At 69.9% G+C, this 18,483-nt stretch carries 17 protein-coding genes; 6 read left to right on the forward strand and 11 right to left on the reverse strand.

Going from position 1 to position 18,483, the window contains the following annotated elements; genetic code table 11:
* Window positions 1-16: 16 nt before the first annotated feature.
* The 3 genes from HPO96_RS10530 to HPO96_RS10540 are packed head-to-tail and all read right to left on the reverse strand — an operon-like array spanning window position 17 to window position 3,089.
* Window positions 17-1,579, reverse strand: coding sequence for a tripartite tricarboxylate transporter permease (locus HPO96_RS10530; protein ID WP_337796575.1), 1,563 nt, complete (start codon window positions 1,577-1,579; stop codon window positions 17-19).
* Window positions 1,576-2,079, reverse strand: a complete 504-nt coding sequence (locus HPO96_RS10535) for a tripartite tricarboxylate transporter TctB family protein (protein ID WP_171673168.1) — start codon at window positions 2,077-2,079, stop codon at window positions 1,576-1,578. Before HPO96_RS10535 ends, HPO96_RS10530 begins: the two co-directional genes overlap by 4 nt.
* Window positions 2,076-3,089 carry a Bug family tripartite tricarboxylate transporter substrate binding protein gene (locus HPO96_RS10540; RefSeq protein WP_171673169.1) on the reverse strand — a complete coding sequence of 338 codons (1,014 nt, stop codon included), beginning with the start codon at window positions 3,087-3,089 and terminating at the stop codon, window positions 2,076-2,078. The genes HPO96_RS10535 and HPO96_RS10540 overlap by 4 nt, the downstream gene beginning before the upstream one ends.
* 130 nt (window positions 3,090-3,219) lie before the next feature.
* Here HPO96_RS10540 and HPO96_RS10545 point away from each other — a divergent pair, with 130 nt between their 5' ends.
* The 3 genes from HPO96_RS10545 to HPO96_RS10555 all read left to right on the forward strand — a co-directional run bounded on the left by HPO96_RS10545 (window position 3,220) and on the right by HPO96_RS10555 (window position 6,153).
* Window positions 3,220-3,990 (forward strand): IclR family transcriptional regulator, encoded by a 771-nt coding sequence (locus tag HPO96_RS10545; RefSeq protein ID WP_171673170.1) that lies wholly within the window; start codon window positions 3,220-3,222, stop codon window positions 3,988-3,990.
* A gap of 103 nt (window positions 3,991-4,093) precedes the next feature.
* Window positions 4,094-5,275: a CaiB/BaiF CoA transferase family protein gene (locus HPO96_RS10550; RefSeq protein WP_337796576.1), complete on the forward strand. Its 1,182-nt coding sequence runs from the start codon at window positions 4,094-4,096 to the stop codon at window positions 5,273-5,275.
* Entirely contained in the window at window positions 5,272-6,153 is an 882-nt protein-coding gene (locus tag HPO96_RS10555) for a citryl-CoA lyase (protein WP_171673171.1), read from the forward strand. Before HPO96_RS10550 ends, HPO96_RS10555 begins: the two co-directional genes overlap by 4 nt.
* On the opposite strand, the gene HPO96_RS10560 is transcribed toward HPO96_RS10555, so the two are convergent.
* From HPO96_RS10560 to HPO96_RS10580, 5 genes are all read right to left on the reverse strand, one after another.
* The gene (locus HPO96_RS10560) at window positions 6,146-7,705 is read right to left on the reverse strand and encodes an AMP-binding protein (RefSeq protein ID WP_337796577.1); all 1,560 of its coding nucleotides are present in this window, start codon (window positions 7,703-7,705) and stop codon (window positions 6,146-6,148) included. The genes HPO96_RS10555 and HPO96_RS10560 overlap by 8 nt on opposite strands.
* The gene (locus HPO96_RS10565) at window positions 7,702-8,592 is read right to left on the reverse strand and encodes an SDR family NAD(P)-dependent oxidoreductase (RefSeq protein ID WP_171673172.1); all 891 of its coding nucleotides are present in this window, start codon (window positions 8,590-8,592) and stop codon (window positions 7,702-7,704) included. Before HPO96_RS10565 ends, HPO96_RS10560 begins: the two co-directional genes overlap by 4 nt.
* Window positions 8,593-8,805: 213 nt before the next feature.
* Entirely contained in the window at window positions 8,806-9,333 is a 528-nt protein-coding gene (locus HPO96_RS10570; RefSeq protein WP_171673173.1) for a ferritin, read from the reverse strand.
* Between the two features lie 51 nt (window positions 9,334-9,384).
* The gene (locus HPO96_RS10575) at window positions 9,385-11,280 is read right to left on the reverse strand and encodes a DUF2264 domain-containing protein (protein ID WP_171673174.1); all 1,896 of its coding nucleotides are present in this window, start codon (window positions 11,278-11,280) and stop codon (window positions 9,385-9,387) included.
* Complete coding sequence (locus HPO96_RS10580) at window positions 11,277-12,293, reverse strand: hydroxyacid dehydrogenase (RefSeq protein WP_337796578.1); 1,017 nt, start codon at window positions 12,291-12,293, stop codon at window positions 11,277-11,279. The genes HPO96_RS10575 and HPO96_RS10580 overlap by 4 nt, the downstream gene beginning before the upstream one ends.
* 177 nt (window positions 12,294-12,470) lie before the next feature.
* On the opposite strand from HPO96_RS10580, the gene HPO96_RS10585 reads away from it, so the two are divergent.
* Window positions 12,471-13,385: a proteasome assembly chaperone family protein gene (locus HPO96_RS10585; RefSeq protein ID WP_171673176.1), complete on the forward strand. Its 915-nt coding sequence runs from the start codon at window positions 12,471-12,473 to the stop codon at window positions 13,383-13,385.
* 59 nt (window positions 13,386-13,444) lie between these two features.
* Here HPO96_RS10585 and HPO96_RS10590 read toward each other — a convergent pair whose 3' ends face one another.
* Entirely contained in the window at window positions 13,445-13,879 is a 435-nt protein-coding gene (locus HPO96_RS10590) for a DoxX family protein (RefSeq protein ID WP_337796579.1), read from the reverse strand.
* 103 nt (window positions 13,880-13,982) lie between these two features.
* Between HPO96_RS10590 and HPO96_RS10595 the strand changes: the two genes are divergently transcribed.
* On the forward strand, window positions 13,983-14,822 hold the full coding sequence (locus HPO96_RS10595; protein ID WP_171673178.1) for an acyl-CoA thioesterase: 840 nt from the start codon (window positions 13,983-13,985) through the stop codon (window positions 14,820-14,822).
* A gap of 104 nt (window positions 14,823-14,926) precedes the next feature.
* Window positions 14,927-16,201 carry a threonine--tRNA ligase gene (thrS, locus tag HPO96_RS10600; RefSeq protein ID WP_272954576.1) on the forward strand — a complete coding sequence of 425 codons (1,275 nt, stop codon included), beginning with the start codon at window positions 14,927-14,929 and terminating at the stop codon, window positions 16,199-16,201.
* Between the two features lie 76 nt (window positions 16,202-16,277).
* Here the strand turns inward: thrS and HPO96_RS10605 are convergent, their stop codons facing one another.
* Entirely contained in the window at window positions 16,278-17,132 is an 855-nt protein-coding gene (locus HPO96_RS10605) for a MaoC family dehydratase (protein WP_171673180.1), read from the reverse strand.
* Window positions 17,132-18,478 carry a 3-oxoacyl-ACP reductase gene (locus HPO96_RS10610; RefSeq protein WP_171673181.1) on the reverse strand — a complete coding sequence of 449 codons (1,347 nt, stop codon included), beginning with the start codon at window positions 18,476-18,478 and terminating at the stop codon, window positions 17,132-17,134. The genes HPO96_RS10605 and HPO96_RS10610 overlap by 1 nt, the downstream gene beginning before the upstream one ends.
* Window positions 18,479-18,483: the final 5 nt, after the last annotated feature.

Raw genomic sequence — 18,483 nt, forward strand, 5'->3', positions numbered from 1 at the left:
GCTGCACAGTCTCCCATCAGTCGTCCTCGCCGAACGTCAGGCGCTGGTGCGCGGGCTGCGTGCCCCGGATCCGCGCGACGATCCGCGGCAGGTACGGGACGAACAAGGCGAGCACCGTCAAGATGATGATGATCAGGCTCAGCGGCCGGGTGAAGAACACACTCGCGTCGCCGTTCGAGATCACCAGCGCCCGGCGGAACTGCTCCTCCATCGTCGGCCCCAGGATCACGCCCAGGATGACCGGGGCGATCGGGAAGTCGAGTTTCCGCATGAAGAATCCGACGACGCCGATCAGCAGCGCCATCAGCACCTCGTAGCCCGAACCGGACAGCGAGTACACGCCGAGACAGGCGAACACGAGAATCCCGGCGTACAGCAGCGGGCGCGGCACCTTGAGCACCTGGACCCAGATCTGGATCAGCGGCAGGTTCATGATCAGCAGGATCAGGTTGCCGACGTAGAGCGACGCGATCAGCGTCCAGACCAGGGTGCTGTTGTTCTCGAACAGCTGCGGCCCGGGCTGCACGTTGAAGATCTGGAACGCCGCCAGCATCACCGCTGCCGTCGCCGACGTCGGCAGGCCGAGCGTCAGCAGCGGGACCAGGACGCCGGAGAACGACGCGTTGTTGGCCGCCTCCGGACCGGCGACGCCCTCGATCGCGCCTTCACCGAACTCGTCGCGGCCCTTCTTGCGCGCCCGCCGCCGCTCGATCGAGTACGACAGGAACGTCGGTACTTCGGCGCCGCCGGACGGGATCGCGCCGAACGGGAAGCCGAGCGCGGTCCCGCGCAACCACGGCGCCCACGAGCGCTTCCAGTCCGACTTGTTCAGGTAGCCGGTGCGCAGCCGGCCCTTCTCGAGGACGGCGGGGCGATCGGGCGTCGACCGGAGCCGGGAGGCGACGTGCAGCGTCTCGCCGATCGCGAACAGGCCGACGATCACGATCACGACGTCGATACCGTCGAGCAGCCGCAGCGAGCCGAACGTGTACCGCGGCGCGCCGGAGAGGCTGTCGAGACCGATCAGCCCGATGAAGAGCCCGACCGTCAGCGACAGCAGACCGCGGACTATCGAGTGCCCGACGAGCGCCGTCACCGCGATCATCGCGAGCAGGGTGACCGCGAAGTAGTCGGTCGCCTGGAAGTGGCTGGCCAGGCTGCCGATCGGCTTCGCGACGAACGTGAGCAGGACGGTCGAGATCGTCCCGGCCACGAACGAGCCGATCGCCGCGGTCGCCAGCGCGGCCCGGGCCCGGCCCTTGAGCGCCATCTTGTGGCCCTCGATCGCGGTCGCCACCGAGGCGGACTCGCCCGGGGTGTTGATCAGGATCGAGGTGGTCGACCCGCCGTACATGGCGCCGTAGTAGATCCCGGCGAACATGATGAACGCGCCGATCGGGTCGGAGAAGTTGAACGTGATCGGCAGCAGCAGCGCGATCGTCAGCGCGGGGCCGATCCCGGGCAGGATGCCGACGAGCATGCCGAGCGTGACGCCGAGGATCGCCCACAGCAGGTTCATCGGGTCGAGCACGGTGCCGAAGCCGTGCAGGAGGTCGCCGGCGACACTCAAACTCGTCACAGGCCCAGCACCCCCTTCGGCAGCGAGATGTCGAGGAAGCGCGTGAAGGCCACGTAGACGACGATCGCCAGCACCAGCGAGGTGACGATGTCTCGCGCGAGCTGCCGGCTACCGAGCACCCGGGCCGCTGCGAAGAACAGCAACGCGGTCGCGAGCATGTAGCCCAGCGGCACCACGAGCAGCGCATAGAGCACCAGCAGACCTGAGATCGCGACCGGTTCGAACCAGCTTCGATCGCCTACCGGCTTGGCGGTCTTCGGCGACCGCAGCCCCTCCACCAGATACGCGATGGAGAAGATCAGCCAGGCCGTTGTCACCAGCAACGGAAAGAACCGCGGCCCGGCCGGGTCGAGCCCTTTCGGGCTGCGGATGTCGAAGACCCCGATCAGGAAGGTCGCGCTCAGCACGATCAGGACCAGCGCGGCGACGATCCGCACCAGCCGCGAGGCCTCGACCTCGACATCCGACGCCTTGACCTCAACCTCTTCGGACGCGCTCATACGATCCCCAGCTCTTTGAGGAGGGCCTGGACCCGGGTGGTCTCGTCGGCGATGAAATGCTTCGCGTCGTCGCCGGTCTTGAAGAACTCCGTCCAGCCTTGTTTCTTGCGGATCTCGGCCCACTCGGGGGAGGCGTTGACCTTGCTGACGAAGTCGATCAGGCGCAGCCGGTCGGCGTCCGGGAGGTCCGGAGGCGCGACGATCGCGCGCCAGTTCTGGACTTCGGCGTCGTAGCCCTCGGATTTCATCGTCGGCAACTGCTTGCCGACGACGGTGAGCGGCTCGGCGCCGGTGGTGGCCAGGACCCGCATCTTGCCCGCGGTGATCTGCTCCTCGAACTCGCTCATCCCGGAGATGCCGACGGTGACGTCACCGGACAGGATGGCCGCGGTCGCCTCGCCGCCGCCGGAGTAGCTGATGTACTTCACCTTCGACGGCTCGAGACCGGCGGCCTTCACCAGGGTGCCCGCCGTGATGTGGTCGGTGCCGCCGATGGTGCCGCCGCCCCAGCTGACGCTCGCCGGATCGGCCTTGTACATCTCGACGAGATCCTTCAGCGATTTCAGCGGGGAGTCGGCCTTGACGACGATCACCTCCTGCTCGGCGGTCAGCGTCGCGATCGGCGTGGTGTCGGAGACCGTGATCTGGGACTGGTTCAGGGTCAGCGCGCCGACCATCACCAGGCCGGTGATCATCAGCGTGTGCGGGTCCTTGCGGTTCTTCGTGACCAGCTTCGAGATGCCGACCGCGCCGCCCGCGCCGGTCACGTTCACGACCGAGACGGAGCGGCCGGGGAGCAGCTTGTCCTCCTGGATCACGTGCTGGAACTGCCGAGCCGTCAGGTCCCAGCCGCCGCCGGGGGCCGCGGGCACCATGATCTCGACGTTGCGGCTGGGGAAGTCGCCGGCGACGCTGCCGCCGTCGAGCGCCTTCTCCAGCGCCGAGCAGCCACTGGCGAGCAGGCTGACGGCCAGGCCCGCGGCGACCAGCGCCGTACGGGATCGCGCCATGGGAATACCTCCGTGGGCGAGGGGGTCCGATTGTGCGTGACCGTAGCAGCATTCCACCAGGAGGTACAGAGATTCCGTTCTGTGGTACGCCGGGTTATGGTCGGAGGACCGTAGCGAGGGGAGTGTCCGGATGGGTGACAGTGACGGGGTTCGCAGCGTGCACCGGGCGCTGGACCTGCTCGAACGCTTCGACGACGAACACCCGAGCTGGACGCTGGCCGCGCTGACGACCGCGAGTGGCCTGCCGAAGACGACCGTATTCCGTCTTGTCACGACATTGGAGCAACGCGGCCTGGTGGCGGCGATCGGGCCGGGGAAGTACGCGATCGGCCCGGGGTTCCTGCGCTGGTCGCGGCTGAGCAGCGCGACGATGGAGATCCCGCCCGCGGTCCGCGCGGCGATGGGCCGGCTGGCCGCCGACACCGGTGAGACCGCCAACCTCTACATCCGCGTCGGCCGCACCCGCGTCTGCCTGGCCCAGGCCCAAGGCACCCTGAGCATCCGCCACACCGTCGCCGTCGGCTCCTCCATGCCGCTCTGGAGCGGCGCCGCCGCGAAAGTCCTGCTCACCGACCCGCCCGTCCTCTCCGTCGACCCCTCCGTCATCGAAGAAGTCGCCCTCGAAGCCCCCCGCCCACCCGGCTTCGCCAAACGCCTCCGCGCCGCCGCCGCCGACGCCGAAGCCCGCGGCTTCGCCGTCAGCCACGGCGAACGCGAACTAGGCGCCTCCGGCGTCGCCGCCCCCGTCCGCCGCCCCGACGGCCGCGTAGTAGCCGCCATCGCCATCGGCGGCCCCACCACCCGCTTCTCCGACGACCGCCTCCCCACCTACATCACCGCCGTCCGCCGCTGCGCCACCACCATCACCACCACCAACTGGAGCGGCTTCAGTGCGACCTGACCCCACCCCAGCCGGTGCCACCCCCGCCCCGGACGCGGCGGACGTCGGCCTCGGATTCGCTCCTCCGTCTTCGGAGGGCTTCCTCGCCGATCTGCTGAGCGGTGTGAGGGTTCTTGATCTGACGAACGTGTTGGCGGGGCCGTTTGCGGGGTATCAGCTGGGGCTGATGGGGGCGGATGTGGTGAAGGTGGAGGTGCCGGGGTCGGGGGATCTGGCTCGGAGCCTGGGGGGTGATGCGGAGTTGTCGGCGGAGGGGTTGGGGGTTTCGTTTCTTGCGCAGAACGGGGGGAAGCGCTCTCTGACGCTGGATCTGAAGAACCCGGCGGGGCGGGAGGTGTTCGAGCGGCTGGTGCGGGAGGCCGACGTACTGCTGGAGAACTTCCGGCCGGGGGTGCTGGCGCGGCTCGGGTTTCCGGTGGAGCGGTTGCGGGAGTTGAACGCCGGGCTGGTGTACTGCGCGGTGTCGGGGTTCGGCCAGACCGGCCCGATGCGCGGCCGCCCGGCGTACGACCAGATCATCCAGGGACTCTCCGGGATCATGAGCGTGACGGGAACGCCGGAGAGCGCTCCAACGCGGACCGGCTTCCCGATCGCCGACACGCTCGGTGGGTACGCCGCCGCGTTCGCCATCTCGGCCGCGCTTGTGAAACGCGCCCGTACCGGCATCGGGAGCTACCTCGACGTCTCGATGCTGGAGACCGCCGTCGCCGCGATGGGCTGGGTCGTCTCCGACTATCTGGTCGCCGGCCGCGTCCCCCGCGCGATGGGCAACGAGAACGCGACGTCCGCCCCCTCCGGCACCTTCCGCACCGCCGCCGGCGACCTGAACATCGCCGCCAACAAACAAGAGCAGTACGTCGAGCTCTGTCGCATCCTCGACCGTCCCGACCTGATCGACGACGTCCGGTTCGCCACCCGCGAATCCCGCAAAGCCCACCGCGCCGAACTCAAGGCCGAACTCGAGCGCACCCTCGAACGCGAAACCGCCACCCACTGGGACGAACTGCTGGCCGGCAGCGGCGTACCGGTCGCCCCCGTGCTCACCGTCGAGGAAGCGCTCTCTCTCGAGCAACTGAGCGCCCGCGAGCTCTTCCACGAAGTCCCGATGCCCGACGGCAGAGAGCGCTCCCTGCGCGTTCTCGGCAGCAGCGTCCACGTCGACGGCCACCCCGTCGCCCCCACCTCCCGCCCACCCCGCCTCGGCGAACACACCACCGAAATCCTCACCGCCCTCGGCTACACCCCCACCCAAATCCAAGCCCTCGCCACGAAAGGCGCAACATGACGAGTACGACGCCTGGGGCGGGGACGACGCCCGGGGGTGCGGGTGGAGCGGGGACGCCTGGGGTGGGGGATGGGGCGGGGGCGACGCCCGGGGTGACTAGTACGGCGGCTGGGGTGGGGGATGGGGCTGACTGGTGGGCTACTGGGATTTCTGACATTGCGCCTGGGGTGATCAGGTTTCGGGGGTATGCGATCGAGGAGCTGATCGGGGAGGTGAGTTTTGCGCAGATGGTGTGGTTGATGACTCGGGGGGAGTTGCCGTCGGCGGGGGAGGCTCGGTTGCTGGAGCTGACGTTGGTGGCGGCGGTGGATCACGGGCCGCAGGCGCCGTCGATCGCGGCGGCGCGGATGGCGGCGTCGTGTGGGCTGGCGCTGAACAATGCGATGGCGACCGGCGTCAATCTGCTGGGCGATGTGCACGGCGGCGCGGGGCAGCAGTGTTTGCAGGTCTTGTACGACCTCGGCGCGAGCGGGCAAGAGCCGGCGGAGCTCGTTGCCGAGTACAAGGAGCGGAAGGCGTTCATCCCCGGCTTCGGGCACCGCTTCCACCCGCGCGACCCGCGTCGCGACCCACTGATCGGCGCGGCCCAGCAGGCTGTTGCCGAGGGCATCATCAGCGGCCGGTACGTCGAGCTGGCGCTGGCCCTGGAGAGCGCTCTCGCCCCGATCCCGATGAATATCGACGGCGCCACCGCGACCATCTACGCCGAGCTCGGCTTCCCGGTCCCGCTCGCCCGCGGGCTGTTCGTGCTGTCCCGCTCGGTCGGCATCCTCGCCCACGCCTACGAGCAGTCCCAGGAGCCGACCCGCATCAAGGGCCCGCTCCCGAAGGGCGTCCTGCCGACCTACACCGGCACGCCGCCCCGCAACCTCACCTGAGCTTGTTCCGCAACACCTTCCCGGTCGCGTTCCGCGGCAGCGCGTCCAGGATCACCACCTCGCGCGGCGTCTTGTACCGCGCCAAACTCGCCCGCACATGCGCGATCAGCTCGTCCTCGGTCACCTCCGACCGCAGGACGACGTACGCCGCCAGCCGCTGCCCGAATTCCGCATCCGGCACGCCGATCACCACCGCCTCGGCCACCGCCGGATGCCGGGTCAAACAGTCCTCGACCTCGATCGGGTAGACGTTCTCCCCACCCGACACGATCATGTCGTCCTCGCGCCCGTCGACGAACAACCGCCTGGCCCGATCGAGGTGTCCGAGATCACCCGTGCTCATCCGGCGCCCGATCACCGACTTGTTCGATCCGTCGGAGTACCCGCCGAACACCAGCCCGCTGCTCACGAAGATCCGCCCGGTCGCACCGACGCCGACCGGTTGCCCGTGGTCGTCCAGGATCCGCACCGAGCTCCCCAGACATGGCCGCCCGACCGTCCCCGGCGCCGCGAGCAGATCGGCCGAGTTCGCGATCGTCGCGATCCCGACCTCACTTGACCCGTACGCATCGCACAACACCGGCCCGAACTGCGCGATGAACTGCTCCGCCAGCGGCGCCCCCAACGCCGAGGCCCCGGAGATCACTGCCCGCACCGACCGGACGTCGTACTGCGCAAGCTCCGCCGGCCCCAACTCCAACAGCCGCCGCAACATCACCGGTACGGCGACGATCGACCCGATCCGATACTCGTCGACCCGCCGCAACACCTCCGCCGCATCGAACCGCCGCGTCAACACCAGCGGCGACCCGAAGAACAAGGCCATCATCGACGTCAGCAACCCCAGCCCGTGAAACAACGGCGGGCAGATCAACATCGGCTCCCCGGACCGCAGCCCGAACCGCCGCAGCGCGCTCGCCGTCAGCCCGGCCAGGCCTAGCGCAGTCGGCACCCGCGGTGCCGCCTTCGGCGTCCCGGTCGTCCCCGACGTCAAAATGGTGATGTGCCCAGGGGACGACGGCGCAGGCGCCGGAGGAGCCGTCGATGACACCAGCGGCGACAGATCCGACAGCAGGGCCGGCAGATCCGCCGGCGCCGTGAACTCGGCGTCGTGCACGAGCAGATCCGGCCGATGCCGCTCCAGCACCGCCTCCAACTGCGGCGCCGCGAACTCGGTATTCACGAACAACACATCCGCACCGACCCGCGAAGCGGCCAGCGTCGCCTCCAGGAACCCCCGATGGTTCCGGCACAACACCGCAACCTTGCTCCCAGCAACAATCCCGTACGACGCGTGCAACTCCGCCGCGATCCGCTCACATCGCCGATCCAGCTCGGCGTACGTCGTACTCCCGTCGTCGTCGATCACCGCCGCCCGCTCCGGGTATCGCACCGCCGCGATCGCCCCGAGCGCGGCCATCGACTGACCCCACTGCCGCAGCGCCCGCTCGATCCCGATCAGCTGCCCAGGATGCATCGGCCGCCAGACGCCCGACTTCACCACCGCGACCGACACCCCGCCCAGCTCGGCGGCTGTGCTGCGCAGACTCACGCGCCGCTCCCCGGTTTCCGCGGCCGCTCGCCGCGCCGGAAGTACAGCTCGAACAGCCGATCCGTCGGCACCCGGAACAGGTTGCCCAAGACATCGGCCGGTCGCACCATCGGGGGAGTGATGTTGTTCGGCCGTGTGGCAACCGCCGTACAGACCTGGTCGGCGGCCTGCTCCGGGCTCAACCCGGGCATCTTGTTCAGCAGCGGTGTCGGCTCACTCATCCGGGTGTGCACCAGACCCATGTACACGCTCGACGTCGTCACGCCGTCGCCGCGAATCTCCTGCGCCACGCACCGCAGCCAGACGTCGAACGCGCTCTTCGAGGCGAGGTACGCCGACCAGCGCGCCATCGGCGGCGTCCGGACGCCGGCCGTCGACACGTTCACGATGTGCCCGGTCCGCCGTTCGCGCATCGACGGGAGCAACTCGAGGACGAGCTTCGCCGGGCCGAGGTAGTTGACCGCGTTCGTCCGCTCGATGTCGTGGAATCGCTGGTAGGAGTCGGCGACCGACCGCCGGATCGACTTCCCCGCGTTGTTCACCAGGACGTCGACCTGCCCGTGCTCAGCCAGAATCTCCCGGACGAGCGCCTCGATCGCGGCCGGATCGGCCAGGTTCGCCGGATACGCGAACGCCCGGCCCCCATCGGCCCGAATCTCCGCGGAGACCGCATCGAGCTGGTCCGCCGTCCGCGCGACCAGCAGGACTGTCGCCCCCGCGCGCGCCAGCCGCCGCGCGGTCGCCTCGCCGATCCCGTACGACGACCCGGTCACCAGCACGACCCGGCCGCGGACCGCCGCGGCCAGCCGGTCGTCCGGAACGCGCGCCCGCCCGTTCGTCAGCGCGACGAGCAACGGCCACCCGGGAGGACGCTTCGCGGTCACCATGTGACCGACATTACCCGCAAGTAGCCCGCGGGGACAGGCATCGTGACACTATTCCTGTCACGTTCGCGGAGGTGCCGGGGTCAGCGGCCACGTGACCCCGGCGATCCGCAGGTGGAGCTCACCGCGAGTGGTTCGCGGGTGGTGCTTACCCGCTGGGCGGGCAGCGAGGGCCGACCGGCCTGGACGAACCGGTCGGAGCGCCTCGAAGTTCGATCAGACCGTGCCGCCGGCCGCGGTGGGCGCCGTCGGGTCGCTGCCGCCGTCGCCGACGACCTCGCGGGCCAGGAAGTCCTCCAGGTGGAACAGGTTGTCACCGGCGCGCTTCGCGACGTTGACGAGCGTGTTCATCGCGGACACCTCCTCGACCTGCTCCTTGAGGAACCACTGCATGAACTGCTCGCCGACGTAGTCGCTCTCGTCGCGGGCCGTCCGGGCCAGGGTCTCGATCTGCTTGGTGACGGTGATCTCCTGGGCCAGCGCGAGCTCCAGCGGTTCCAGCGCGGACTTGAAGTCGCCCTGGACGTCGCCGACGCCCGGGATGTGCGCCCGGATGTCCTTGTCCAACAGGTACTGGACCATCATCATCGCGTGGTTGCGCTCTTCCAGGGCTTGCTTGTAGAAGTGCGCCGCCAGTTGCGGCAGGTCCTGGTCGTCGTACCAGACGGCGACCGCGACATACTGCTGAGAGGCCGTGAACTCGTTGCGGATCTGTTCCTGCAAAAGCTTCTCGTACGTGCTCATGAGCCCAATGTAGAGAAGATCCGCCGTTTTCTCATCGTTGGCGAGGCTGGCCTAACCACCCAGTGTGACGACCTCGGAGCCGCCGCCGGGCAGCGTGATCCGCACCGCCGTACCGGTCACCGCGACATCGATGCCCTCGGCAAGCGCTTCCGGCCGCAACGCGTCCCGGGTGAGGACGACGGCGCTCACCAGCACCAGCGGTGTGCCGCGATGCGGGGCGGTCAAGTACGGCGTCGCCGAGTGCACCCCGAACGCGTTGGCCCCGAGCCCGCGATGGATCCCGGCCTCGTCGTACCCGTGCAGCCCGACGATCGCCGACAACAGGCCGTCATCATTGCGCGCCGACGCGGCCACCTCCGAAGTCGTTGCTGCGGGCAATGAAGCCCCGGCGACCGCGAACCCGCCGCTGCGCACCAGCGCGCCGTCCGGCCCGTCGACCAGCGCGCACCGGATCTCCCAGCCGCCGTGCACCACGGACGCCGCCTCGATCCGCCATGGCCCCTCGGAGCCCAGCCAGGCCTGGTGCCACGACGACGCCGTCCGTCCACTGACGCCGATCCGGCGGATCCGGCCGCGCGTACTCGACCGGCCGTCCGGCGCGACCAGCGAGATCAGACTGTCGATCCGCGGCGCCGAGTCGCTCAGCTCCGGCCCGGCGTGGTTCGCGTAGGCAAGCCGGTTGTAGTGCGCGTCGCCCTCCGGCTCGACACCGGACGGCTCGGCCAACGGCTGCTTGTCCGACCCATGGTTGACCAGCTGCACCACCTGCGCGTGCCGGCTCGCGTGCACGATCCAGCCCGGCGCGGGCATCGCCCGCACCTGGTCGGCCTCGTCGAGCGGGATCGTCTCCTCGGCGTCCGCCCAGACCGGGTGCTCCGGCGGCAGGATCAGCCCGACGAACCCCTTCGACGCCCAGTACGGCGATCCCGGCCCGGAGTACGCCTGCGTCGTCGGCAGGAATGTGTCGTACCAGCCGAGCGTCAGCAGCCCGCGCTCATCCGGGACGCCGTGCTGCACGAAGTGCCGCGCGATCCCCGAACACAGCCGCCGCGTCTGACCCGGCGACAGGGGAGTGGCGTCGAGCAGCGCACCCATCCAGTACGGCGCCGCCGCGGCCATCCGATACGTCAGCGACCGGCCCTGATAGATCGGCGCTCCGTCGTTCCCGACCAGATGGACGGCGTCCTCCAGGAACAGGCTCAACCGCTCCCGGTACACCTGCAGCCGATCCTCGTACTCCGCTCCCGGCGTCGCCGCCGCCATCCGGGCCCAGAGCCCCGGGTACAGATGCATCGCCCAGCCGATGTAGTTGTCGAAGGCCTGCCCGTCACCGTCGCTGTACCAGCCGTCGCCGACGTACCAGTCCTCGATCCGATCGAGCCCGCCGTCGATGTCCTCCTGCGAGAACGGCGCGCCGACCGAGGCGAGGAACTGCTCGCTGACCACCTGAAACAGCCGCCAGTTGTTGTCGTGCGTCGTCGAGCCGATGAACCCGCCGAGCCACTCCGCGACGTGCTGCTGGGCGCGGTCGTCGAGCCGCTCCCAGATCCACTCGCGGGTCTCGTGCAGCGCGACCGCGATCGCCGCGGCCTCGACCATCTGCTGCGAACGCGGAGTCAGCCGCAGCCACGACTCCGGGTGCTCCGGGTTGGCGCCGTTCGCGACGCCGCGCGCGTACCGCTCGATCAGCGCCTCGCAGCCCTTGCCCTGGACGCCCGCGATCCGGAACGCCGCGAGCATGAACGACCGCGCGAACCCCTCCAGCTGGTCGGACGCCGTCCCCGACCGGCTCGGCCGCCCCGGCAGCGCGATGAGCGCCGAGCCGGGGGAGAAGTACGGCACCAGCGAGTCGAGCAGATGATCCGCCAGGCCCTCCCAGTGCGCGCGGGTCCATCCAGTCTGGCGCGACAGGACGCGGTCGGTGTCGGGCAGGATCAGGCGGGTCATGCGAGCCTCGCGATCTCGGTGGGGCTGATGGCGTGCTGGAGGGGACGGCCGGCGGCCAGGTGTTCCAGTTCGCTGACAGCGAGCTCGCCGAGGCGTGCGATCTCGTTGCCGACGGCGCCGGCGACGTGCGGGGTGATGAAGACGTTCGGGAGGTCGAGCAGCGGCGAGTCGGCCGGCAGCGGCTCGGGGTCGGTGACGTCGAGGACGGCGTCCAGGCGGCCGGAGACGCATTCGCGCTCGAGTGCGGCGGCGTCGATGATCTTGCCGCGCGCGGTGTTGATGACGACCGAGCCGTCCTTGAGCAGGCCGAGCAGGTGGGCGTCGACGAGCCCGACGGTCTCCGGGAGGAGCGGCGCGTGCACGCTGAGGATGTCGCTGCGCCGGAACAGCTCGTCGTTCGAGACCAGCTCCGCGCCGAGCCCGGCCGCCTCGTCGGCGTTCAGGTACGGGTCGCTGATCAGCACCTTGAGGTCGTAGGTGCGCAGCCGATCGGCGACGAGCCGCGCGATCCGGGAGGCGCCGAGCAGGCCGACCGTCGTCCCGTAGCTGCCGGGCATGCCGTGCGGGTCGGCCTTGCTGCGCTCGATCCGGTACTGCGCGGCCAGCCGGAAGGCTCGCTTGCCGGAGAGCACGATCGCGGCCACCGTGAACTCGGCGACCGGCAGCGCATTCGCGAAGGCAGCCGACGAGACCTGGATCCCGCGGTCGAAAGCGCTCGGATCGACGATCGACTTCACCGAGCCGGCGGCGTGCAGGATCGCCTGCAACTTCGGCGCGGCGTCCAGCACCTCGGGCGTGATCTTCGGGCAGCCCCAGCCGGTCAGCAGGACGTCGACCTCGGGCAGCGCGGCCGCCACCGCCGGATCGTCCAGGAACCCGCCGCGCGGCGAGACGGGCAGGACGGTGGCGACGGCGTCCAGGCGAGCGCGGACGGCGGGCACGAGCACCCGGGCGCGGCTGGCGTCGTTGAGGGCCAGCATCACGGTCAGGGCGGGAGCGGAATCAGGCTGCACAAGCAGCAATCTAGCAAGCGCTTTCCAGCACTGTCTCCCCAGTCGACGCGTCGTGGACATTTTCCGAAACTTTTTCCCGCGAACCGGAATGTGACCCGATCGACGGACGTTCTCACTGGACAGGGCAGGATAGGAGTTGCCTTCCCGCCCGGTAGGCGACGATGAAGGAGACGAACGATGCTGCGACCGGACGACCTCTACGAGATCGTCGACGAGTCGGTGGCGACCGGCCCGGCGGCGACGCCGAAGGTGCTCGTGCACTCGCTGGACGGCTTCATGGACGCCGGTCAGGCGGGCCGCGTCACGGCGGACCACCTGCTGGAGACGCTGGAGAGCCGGCTGCTTGCCCGCTTCGACGTCGACCTGCTGCACGACTACCGCGCCCGGCGCCCCGAGGTGACCTTCTCCGAGGATCACTTCACCGACTACACGCCGCCGCAGCTCAACCTGCACATCCTCACCGATGACGCGGGTGTCGAGTTCCTGTTGCTGGAGGGCGTCGAACCCGACAACCACTGGAACCGGTTCACCGGCGCCGTCCGCCAGCTGATCGAGCGCTACAACGTGACGCTCACGATTGGCGTGCACGGCATCCCGATGGGCGTCCCGCACACCCGCCCGCTCGGCCTGACGGCGCATGCGACGCGGCCCGAGCTGGTCACCCGTTCGAACATCTGGGACGGCGAGATGCGCCTCCCGGCGAGCGCGGGCACCATGCTCCAGGTTCGCCTCGGCGAGGCCGGTAAGGATGCGATGGGCTTCGCCGTTCACGTCCCGCACTACCTCGCGGAGAACCGCTTCCCGGGCGCCGCGCTGGCCCTCGTGCACGCCATCTCCGCCGCGACCGGGCTGCTGCTCCCTAGTAAGGCTCTCTTCGACGAGGCCGCCATCACCGGCCGCATGGTCGACGAGCAGGTCGAGGCCTCGGAGGATGCGTCAGCGGTCGTCAATGCGCTCGAGACGCAGTACGACGCGGCCGCCGGGTCCGTCAGCCGCAAGAGCCTGCTGGCCGACTCGACGCCGTCCGCGGAGGAGCTGGGCGCCGAGGTCGAGCAGTTCCTGGCCGAGCTGAGCCGCGAAGACGACAAGTAACCCCACGAACGGCGTCGGCCCACCCCGGGGCGGGGGTGGGCCGACGCTTTTGTCTGGGCTCAGGCGTTGACGGTCTCGCGGGCCGGGGTCTTGACGATCAGCCGGTCCAGCGAGAACTTGCCGGGGCCGACGGCGGCGATGACGAGCGCGCCGAGGCCGAGGGTGACGACCAGCTCCCAGCCGCCGTTGGCGACGAAGACGCCGTTCGACATGTGCACGAAGGCGAAGGCGCCGACCATGTCGAGGAAGAGCAGGACGCCGGCGACCGGGGTGAGGACGCCGACGATCAGCGCGACGCCGGCGATCAGCTCGGCCGCGGTGGCGTAGTACGCCGACAGGGTCGGAGCCGGGACGCCCATCTGGGTGAATCCCTGGGCGGTGCCGTCGAGGCCGTTGGTGTTGAACTTCTGCCAGCCGTGCGCGACGAAGACGATTCCGAGGCCGATCCGGGTGATCAGCAGGGCGAGATCGCGGGTGATAGGGGGCAGCTTCACGGGAGATCTCCTCAAGCAAATGTTTGGTGGTTGAGCGTTCAACAAGCAGTGTACCGATCGCGGCCGAAAGCTCACCGAAAGCGTCCGCGTGGCAGGATGAGGCATGCCTGAGTCGCTGGAGGACCTGGTCGAGCTGCTCGACCTGGAGACGATCGATGTCGACCTGTTCCGCGGCCGGCAGCCGCAGACGTCGTTGCAGCGGGTTTTCGGCGGGCAGGTGCTCGGCCAGGCGCTGGCCGCCGCGGGCCGCACGGTCGATGCCGGCCGGTTGGTGCACTCGCTGCACGCGTACTTCCTGCGCGGCGGCGACACCTCGGTGCCGATCATCTACCGCACCGAGGGGACGCGCGACGGCGGCAGCTTCAGCAGCCGCCGGGTCGTCGCGTCGCAGCACGGTAAGCCGATCTTCTACATGTCGGCCTCGTTCCAGCAGCCGGAGCCCGGGCTCGACCATCAGGACCCGATCCCGGCCGACGTCGTCCCGCCGGACGAGGCGCCGACGCTGGCAAGCGTGCTGGAGGCGCGCTCGGGGCGCGCCGCGGCGGACTGGGATCGTGAATGGGCCGCGCTGGATGTTCGGTTGGCCGGCGTGACCGGGCGGCAGTTCTGGATCCGTGCCTCGGGCAAGCTTCCGGACGACCCGCTGCTGCACTCGTGTGTGCTTGCCTACGCGAGTGATCTGACGTTGCTCGGGGCAAGTCTGTTGCCGCACGGGATCGTGATCGGCGATCGGCGGATTCAGCCCGCGTCGCTGGATCACGCGTTGTGGTTCCACCGGGCGTTCCGGGCCGATGAATGGTTGCTGTACGACCAGGCGTCGCCGTCCGCGTCGGGTGCGCGCGGGTTCAGTACCGGGCGGCTCTACAGCGAGGACGGCCGGCTGGCCGCGTCGGTGGTCCAGGAGGGATTGATCCGGCCGGTCGATCCGGAGCTGCTAAAGTAGGGGCCATGTTGCAGCGCGCGGTAGTGACGACGACGCCGGAGTACGTCCCGGCGCGCTGACAGCTGACTGTCTTTCCGAAGCCCCGGGGCCGATGCCCCGGGGCTTTGTCGTGCCGTGGGCTTTCGGTCCCTCTCAATGAGGAGATCACCATGTACGACCACCGCAAACTCGGCCGCGAGCTCGGCCTGTTCGACTCCGACCCGCTGATCGGCGCCGGTCTGCCGTACTGGCTGCCCGCGGGCGCCGCCGTCCGGCATGCGTTGGAGAGCTACGTCGCCGACGTCGAACGCCGCGCCGGGTATCAGCAGGTGTACTCGCCCGTTCTCGGCAAGAAAGCGCTCTACGAGATCTCCGGGCACTGGGAGAAGTACAGCGCCGACATGTATCCGCCGATGGACATGGGTGGTGAGGAGCTGGTGCTCCGGCCGAGTATCTGTCCACACCATGCGCTGATCTTCCGCTCCCGGGCCCGCAGCTATCGCGACCTGCCGTTGCGGTTGTCCGAACTCGGCGGCCAGTACCGCTCCGAGCTCTCCGGCGCGATCGGCGGGCTCAGCCGGGTCCGCGCGATGCAGCTGAACGACGCGCATATCTTCTGCCGGCTCGATCAGGTCGCCGAGGAAGCTCAGGGAGCGCTCTCTCTGATCCGGGCGGCGTACTCGGCGATGGGCATCAGCGTCGCGCGGTACGACCTGGCGCTGCCCGCGGCGGACGCCGTCTTCGGCAGCCCGGGCAGCAAATACGTCGGCGATGCGGCGAGCTGGTCGGCGGCGGCCGAGCTGTTGCGCGGCGTCCTCGACGACGCCGGGGTGGAGTACGTCGAGGCGCCGGGGGAGGCCGCGTTCTACGGGCCGAAGATCGACGTCCAGGTGGTCGACTCGGCCGGGCGGGAGTTCAGCCTGTCGACCATCCAGGTCGATTTCAACCAGCCGGAGCGGTTCGGGCTCGAGTACATGGGTGCTGACGGCAACAAACATCGGCCGGTGATGGTGCACCGGGCGATCGTCGGCAGTATCGAGCGCGCGATGGCGCAGCTGATCGAGGTGCACGGCGGCGCCTTCCCGGCCTGGCTCGCGCCGGTCCAGGTCGTCGTCCTGCCGATCTCCGACGACGAGGGCAAACTCGCGGTCGAGGTCGCCCGGCGCGCCGCCGACCGGGGCCTGCGGGTCGAGGTCGCGCACGCCGACGAGGGCAGCCTCGGCGCCCGGATCCGGGAGAACCGCTACGCGCCGTACCAGGCCGTCATCGGCGCCCGCGAGGCCGCCGAAGGCCTGCTCGCCGTCCGCGAACGCGACGGCGCTCGCTGGGACCCGGCGCCGATCGGCGATGTCCTCGACCGCATCGCGCGGGCCGCAGACCCGCGGCTCGCGGAGCTGTAGCCCATCACATTTGTCGCGGAGGCGGCGCGCCGAGCGTGCGCCGCCGTCGCGACGGCGATTGTGCTGGCCTGGCGGTTCAGGCCTCCAGCTTGCCGATCAGGTGCGTGACCTCGTGGGCCTCGTTGTAAAGGGCGAAGTCCGTGCCGGTGTCGGTGGCGGTGTAGCCGAACTGGACCTTGGAGGGCAGTAACAGCGGTTTGCGGAAGTCGACCCGGACGGTGAATGCCTCCGGGAGTTTGCCGGCGCGCTCGAGGGAGGCGAGCGCGGCGGCCTTGGCCCACATCCCGTGCGCGATCTGGCGCGGGAAGCCGAACGCCTGCGCGGTCAGCTTGAACAGGTGGATCGGGTTCCGGTCGCCGGACGCGGCGGCGTACCGGCGGCCGAGGTTGCCACGCAGCTCCCACCAAGCGTTCGGGGGGAGCTCCGGGTCGGCGAGCAGGTCGACATGCCCCGAGTTCTCGCTCTTGGAGCGGCTGAGCAGCGTGGTCAGATCCGTCCAGACGACGGCGCCGTCGACGATCACCTCGCTGACGATGTCGAAGACAGTGCCCTTCGGGTGCGCGCGCTCCGGCGTACTGTGCACGCGGATCGCCGGCTCCGCGTGAATCGGCAACGGCGCATGCTGGGTGATCGTGTTCGACAGGTGCACGATCCCCATCGGCTTGTAGGGGAACGACGGATCCGACATCAGATCCAGGTGCAGGGGAAACGCCAGGACGTGCGGGTACGTCGACGGCAGCGCGGGCCCGGCCGGGAAGCCCGTCACCTCCCGGTACGCCGCCAGGTGGTCCTGGTCGACGGCCGCGCGCGGCAGCTCAAGCGTCAGCCCGTCCTCGGCCGGTGCGTAGTCGGCCCGCCGCAGCGTTGCCTTCACGGTCTTGGCGTAGAGCGCGCCGAGGCCGGGGGAGTCGTCGTACCGCCGCGTCGGCATCAGGCGCCCAACATGCTCTGGCCGCAGACCCGGACGACGTTCCCGGTGACGCCGGCCGAGGCCGGATCGGCGAGCCAGGCGATCGTCTCGGCGACGTCGACCGGCTGGCCGCCCTGCTGCATCGAGTTGATCCGGCGGCCCACCTCGCGGATCGCGAACGGCACCTTGGCGGTCATCTCGGTCTCGATGAACCCGGGCGCGACCGCGTTGATCCGGACCTGCTTCTCGGCGAGTTTCGGCGCCAGCGCCTGGACCAGGCCGATCACGCCGGCCTTCGACGTCGCGTAGTTCGTCTGGCCGTTGTTGCCCGCGATCCCGGCGATCGACGAGACGCCGATGATCGAGCCGCCGTCGCGCAGCGCGCCGGTCTCGACCAGGTGCGCGGTGATGTGCTCGGGGGCGCGCAGGTTGACGTCGAGGACGGCGTCCCAGGTGTCGGTGCGCATGTTCGCCAGGCGCTTGTCCCGGGTGATGCCGGCGTTGTGGACGACGATGTCGATCCCGCCGTGGTGCTCCTGCGCGTGGGCGGCGATCCGCTGTGCGGCGTCCACCGCGGTGACGTCGAGCAGCAGCTCGGTGCCGCCGAGCCGGGTCATCACCTTGTGCAGCGGTTCGGCGTTCTGCGCGACATCCACGCCGATGACGGTCGCGCCGTCCCGGACGAGGACCTCCGCGATCGAGGCGCCGATACCGCGCGCCGCGCCGGTGACCAGCGCGACCTGACCGGCCAGCGGCTGGGCGGGGTCGTTGCTGACGAGCTGACCTGTGCCGACGCGGGTGACCTGACCGCTGACGTACGCCGATTTGGGCGACAGGAAGAAGCGGAGCGTCGAGTCGAGCTGGTCGTGCGCGTCCGGAGCGACGTACACGAGGTTGACCGTCGCGCCGCGCTTGACCTCCTTGCCGAGCGAGCGCGTGAAGCCCTCCAGAGCGCGCTGCGCGACCTGCTGCTCGGCGGACTGCGCGAGCTCCGGCGTCCGGCCGACGACGATCACCCGGCCGGCGGCGGCGAGCTGGCGGATGACGGGGGAGAAGAAGCGCTGCAGGCTGGTGAGATCGGCCGTCGTGCTCGCGCCGGTCGCGTCGAAGACCAGCGCCTTCGGGCGGATCGAGCTGGACGCGACGCCTTCGGTCGCGGTGCTGAACGCGGCGCCGACATCCCGCAGCAGGGCCTGGATGGCCTTCCCGGCGTCCGTCTCGCCGATCGCGCCGAACACGACCGGGCCATCGATCACGCGGTCGCCCGCGCGCCAGCGGGGGAGCGGCGTCGGGTCGGGCAGGCCCAGGTTCTTCACCAGGGTCTGGCCGAGCGGCGTCCGGGTGAAGGTCTGGTAGCGGTCCGTCATGGGGT

This window comes from Kribbella sandramycini (assembly GCF_013131805.1).
Classification (GTDB): domain Bacteria; phylum Actinomycetota; class Actinomycetes; order Propionibacteriales; family Kribbellaceae; genus Kribbella; species Kribbella sandramycini.

What these genes read in the sequence shown, in the direction of transcription:
- HPO96_RS10565 (WP_171673172.1), bottom strand. Translation starts at nt 8,592, where the DNA reads ATGGTGACCGCGAAGCGTCCTCCCGGGTGGCCGTTGCTCGTCGCGCTG.
- HPO96_RS10575 (WP_171673174.1), bottom strand. Translation starts at nt 11,280, where the DNA reads ATGACCCGCCTGATCCTGCCCGACACCGACCGCGTCCTGTCGCGCCAG.
- HPO96_RS10605 (WP_171673180.1), bottom strand. Translation starts at nt 17,132, where the DNA reads ATGCCGACGCGGCGGTACGACGACTCCCCCGGCCTCGGCGCGCTCTAC.
- HPO96_RS10570 (WP_171673173.1), bottom strand. Translation starts at nt 9,333, where the DNA reads ATGAGCACGTACGAGAAGCTTTTGCAGGAACAGATCCGCAACGAGTTC.
- HPO96_RS10545 (WP_171673170.1), top strand. Translation starts at nt 3,220, where the DNA reads ATGGGTGACAGTGACGGGGTTCGCAGCGTGCACCGGGCGCTGGACCTG.
- HPO96_RS10610 (WP_171673181.1), bottom strand. Translation starts at nt 18,478, where the DNA reads ATGACGGACCGCTACCAGACCTTCACCCGGACGCCGCTCGGCCAGACC.
- HPO96_RS10585 (WP_171673176.1), top strand. Translation starts at nt 12,471, where the DNA reads ATGCTGCGACCGGACGACCTCTACGAGATCGTCGACGAGTCGGTGGCG.
- HPO96_RS10535 (WP_171673168.1), bottom strand. Translation starts at nt 2,079, where the DNA reads ATGAGCGCGTCCGAAGAGGTTGAGGTCAAGGCGTCGGATGTCGAGGTC.
- HPO96_RS10595 (WP_171673178.1), top strand. Translation starts at nt 13,983, where the DNA reads ATGCCTGAGTCGCTGGAGGACCTGGTCGAGCTGCTCGACCTGGAGACG.
- HPO96_RS10540 (WP_171673169.1), bottom strand. Translation starts at nt 3,089, where the DNA reads ATGGCGCGATCCCGTACGGCGCTGGTCGCCGCGGGCCTGGCCGTCAGC.
- HPO96_RS10555 (WP_171673171.1), top strand. Translation starts at nt 5,272, where the DNA reads ATGACGAGTACGACGCCTGGGGCGGGGACGACGCCCGGGGGTGCGGGT.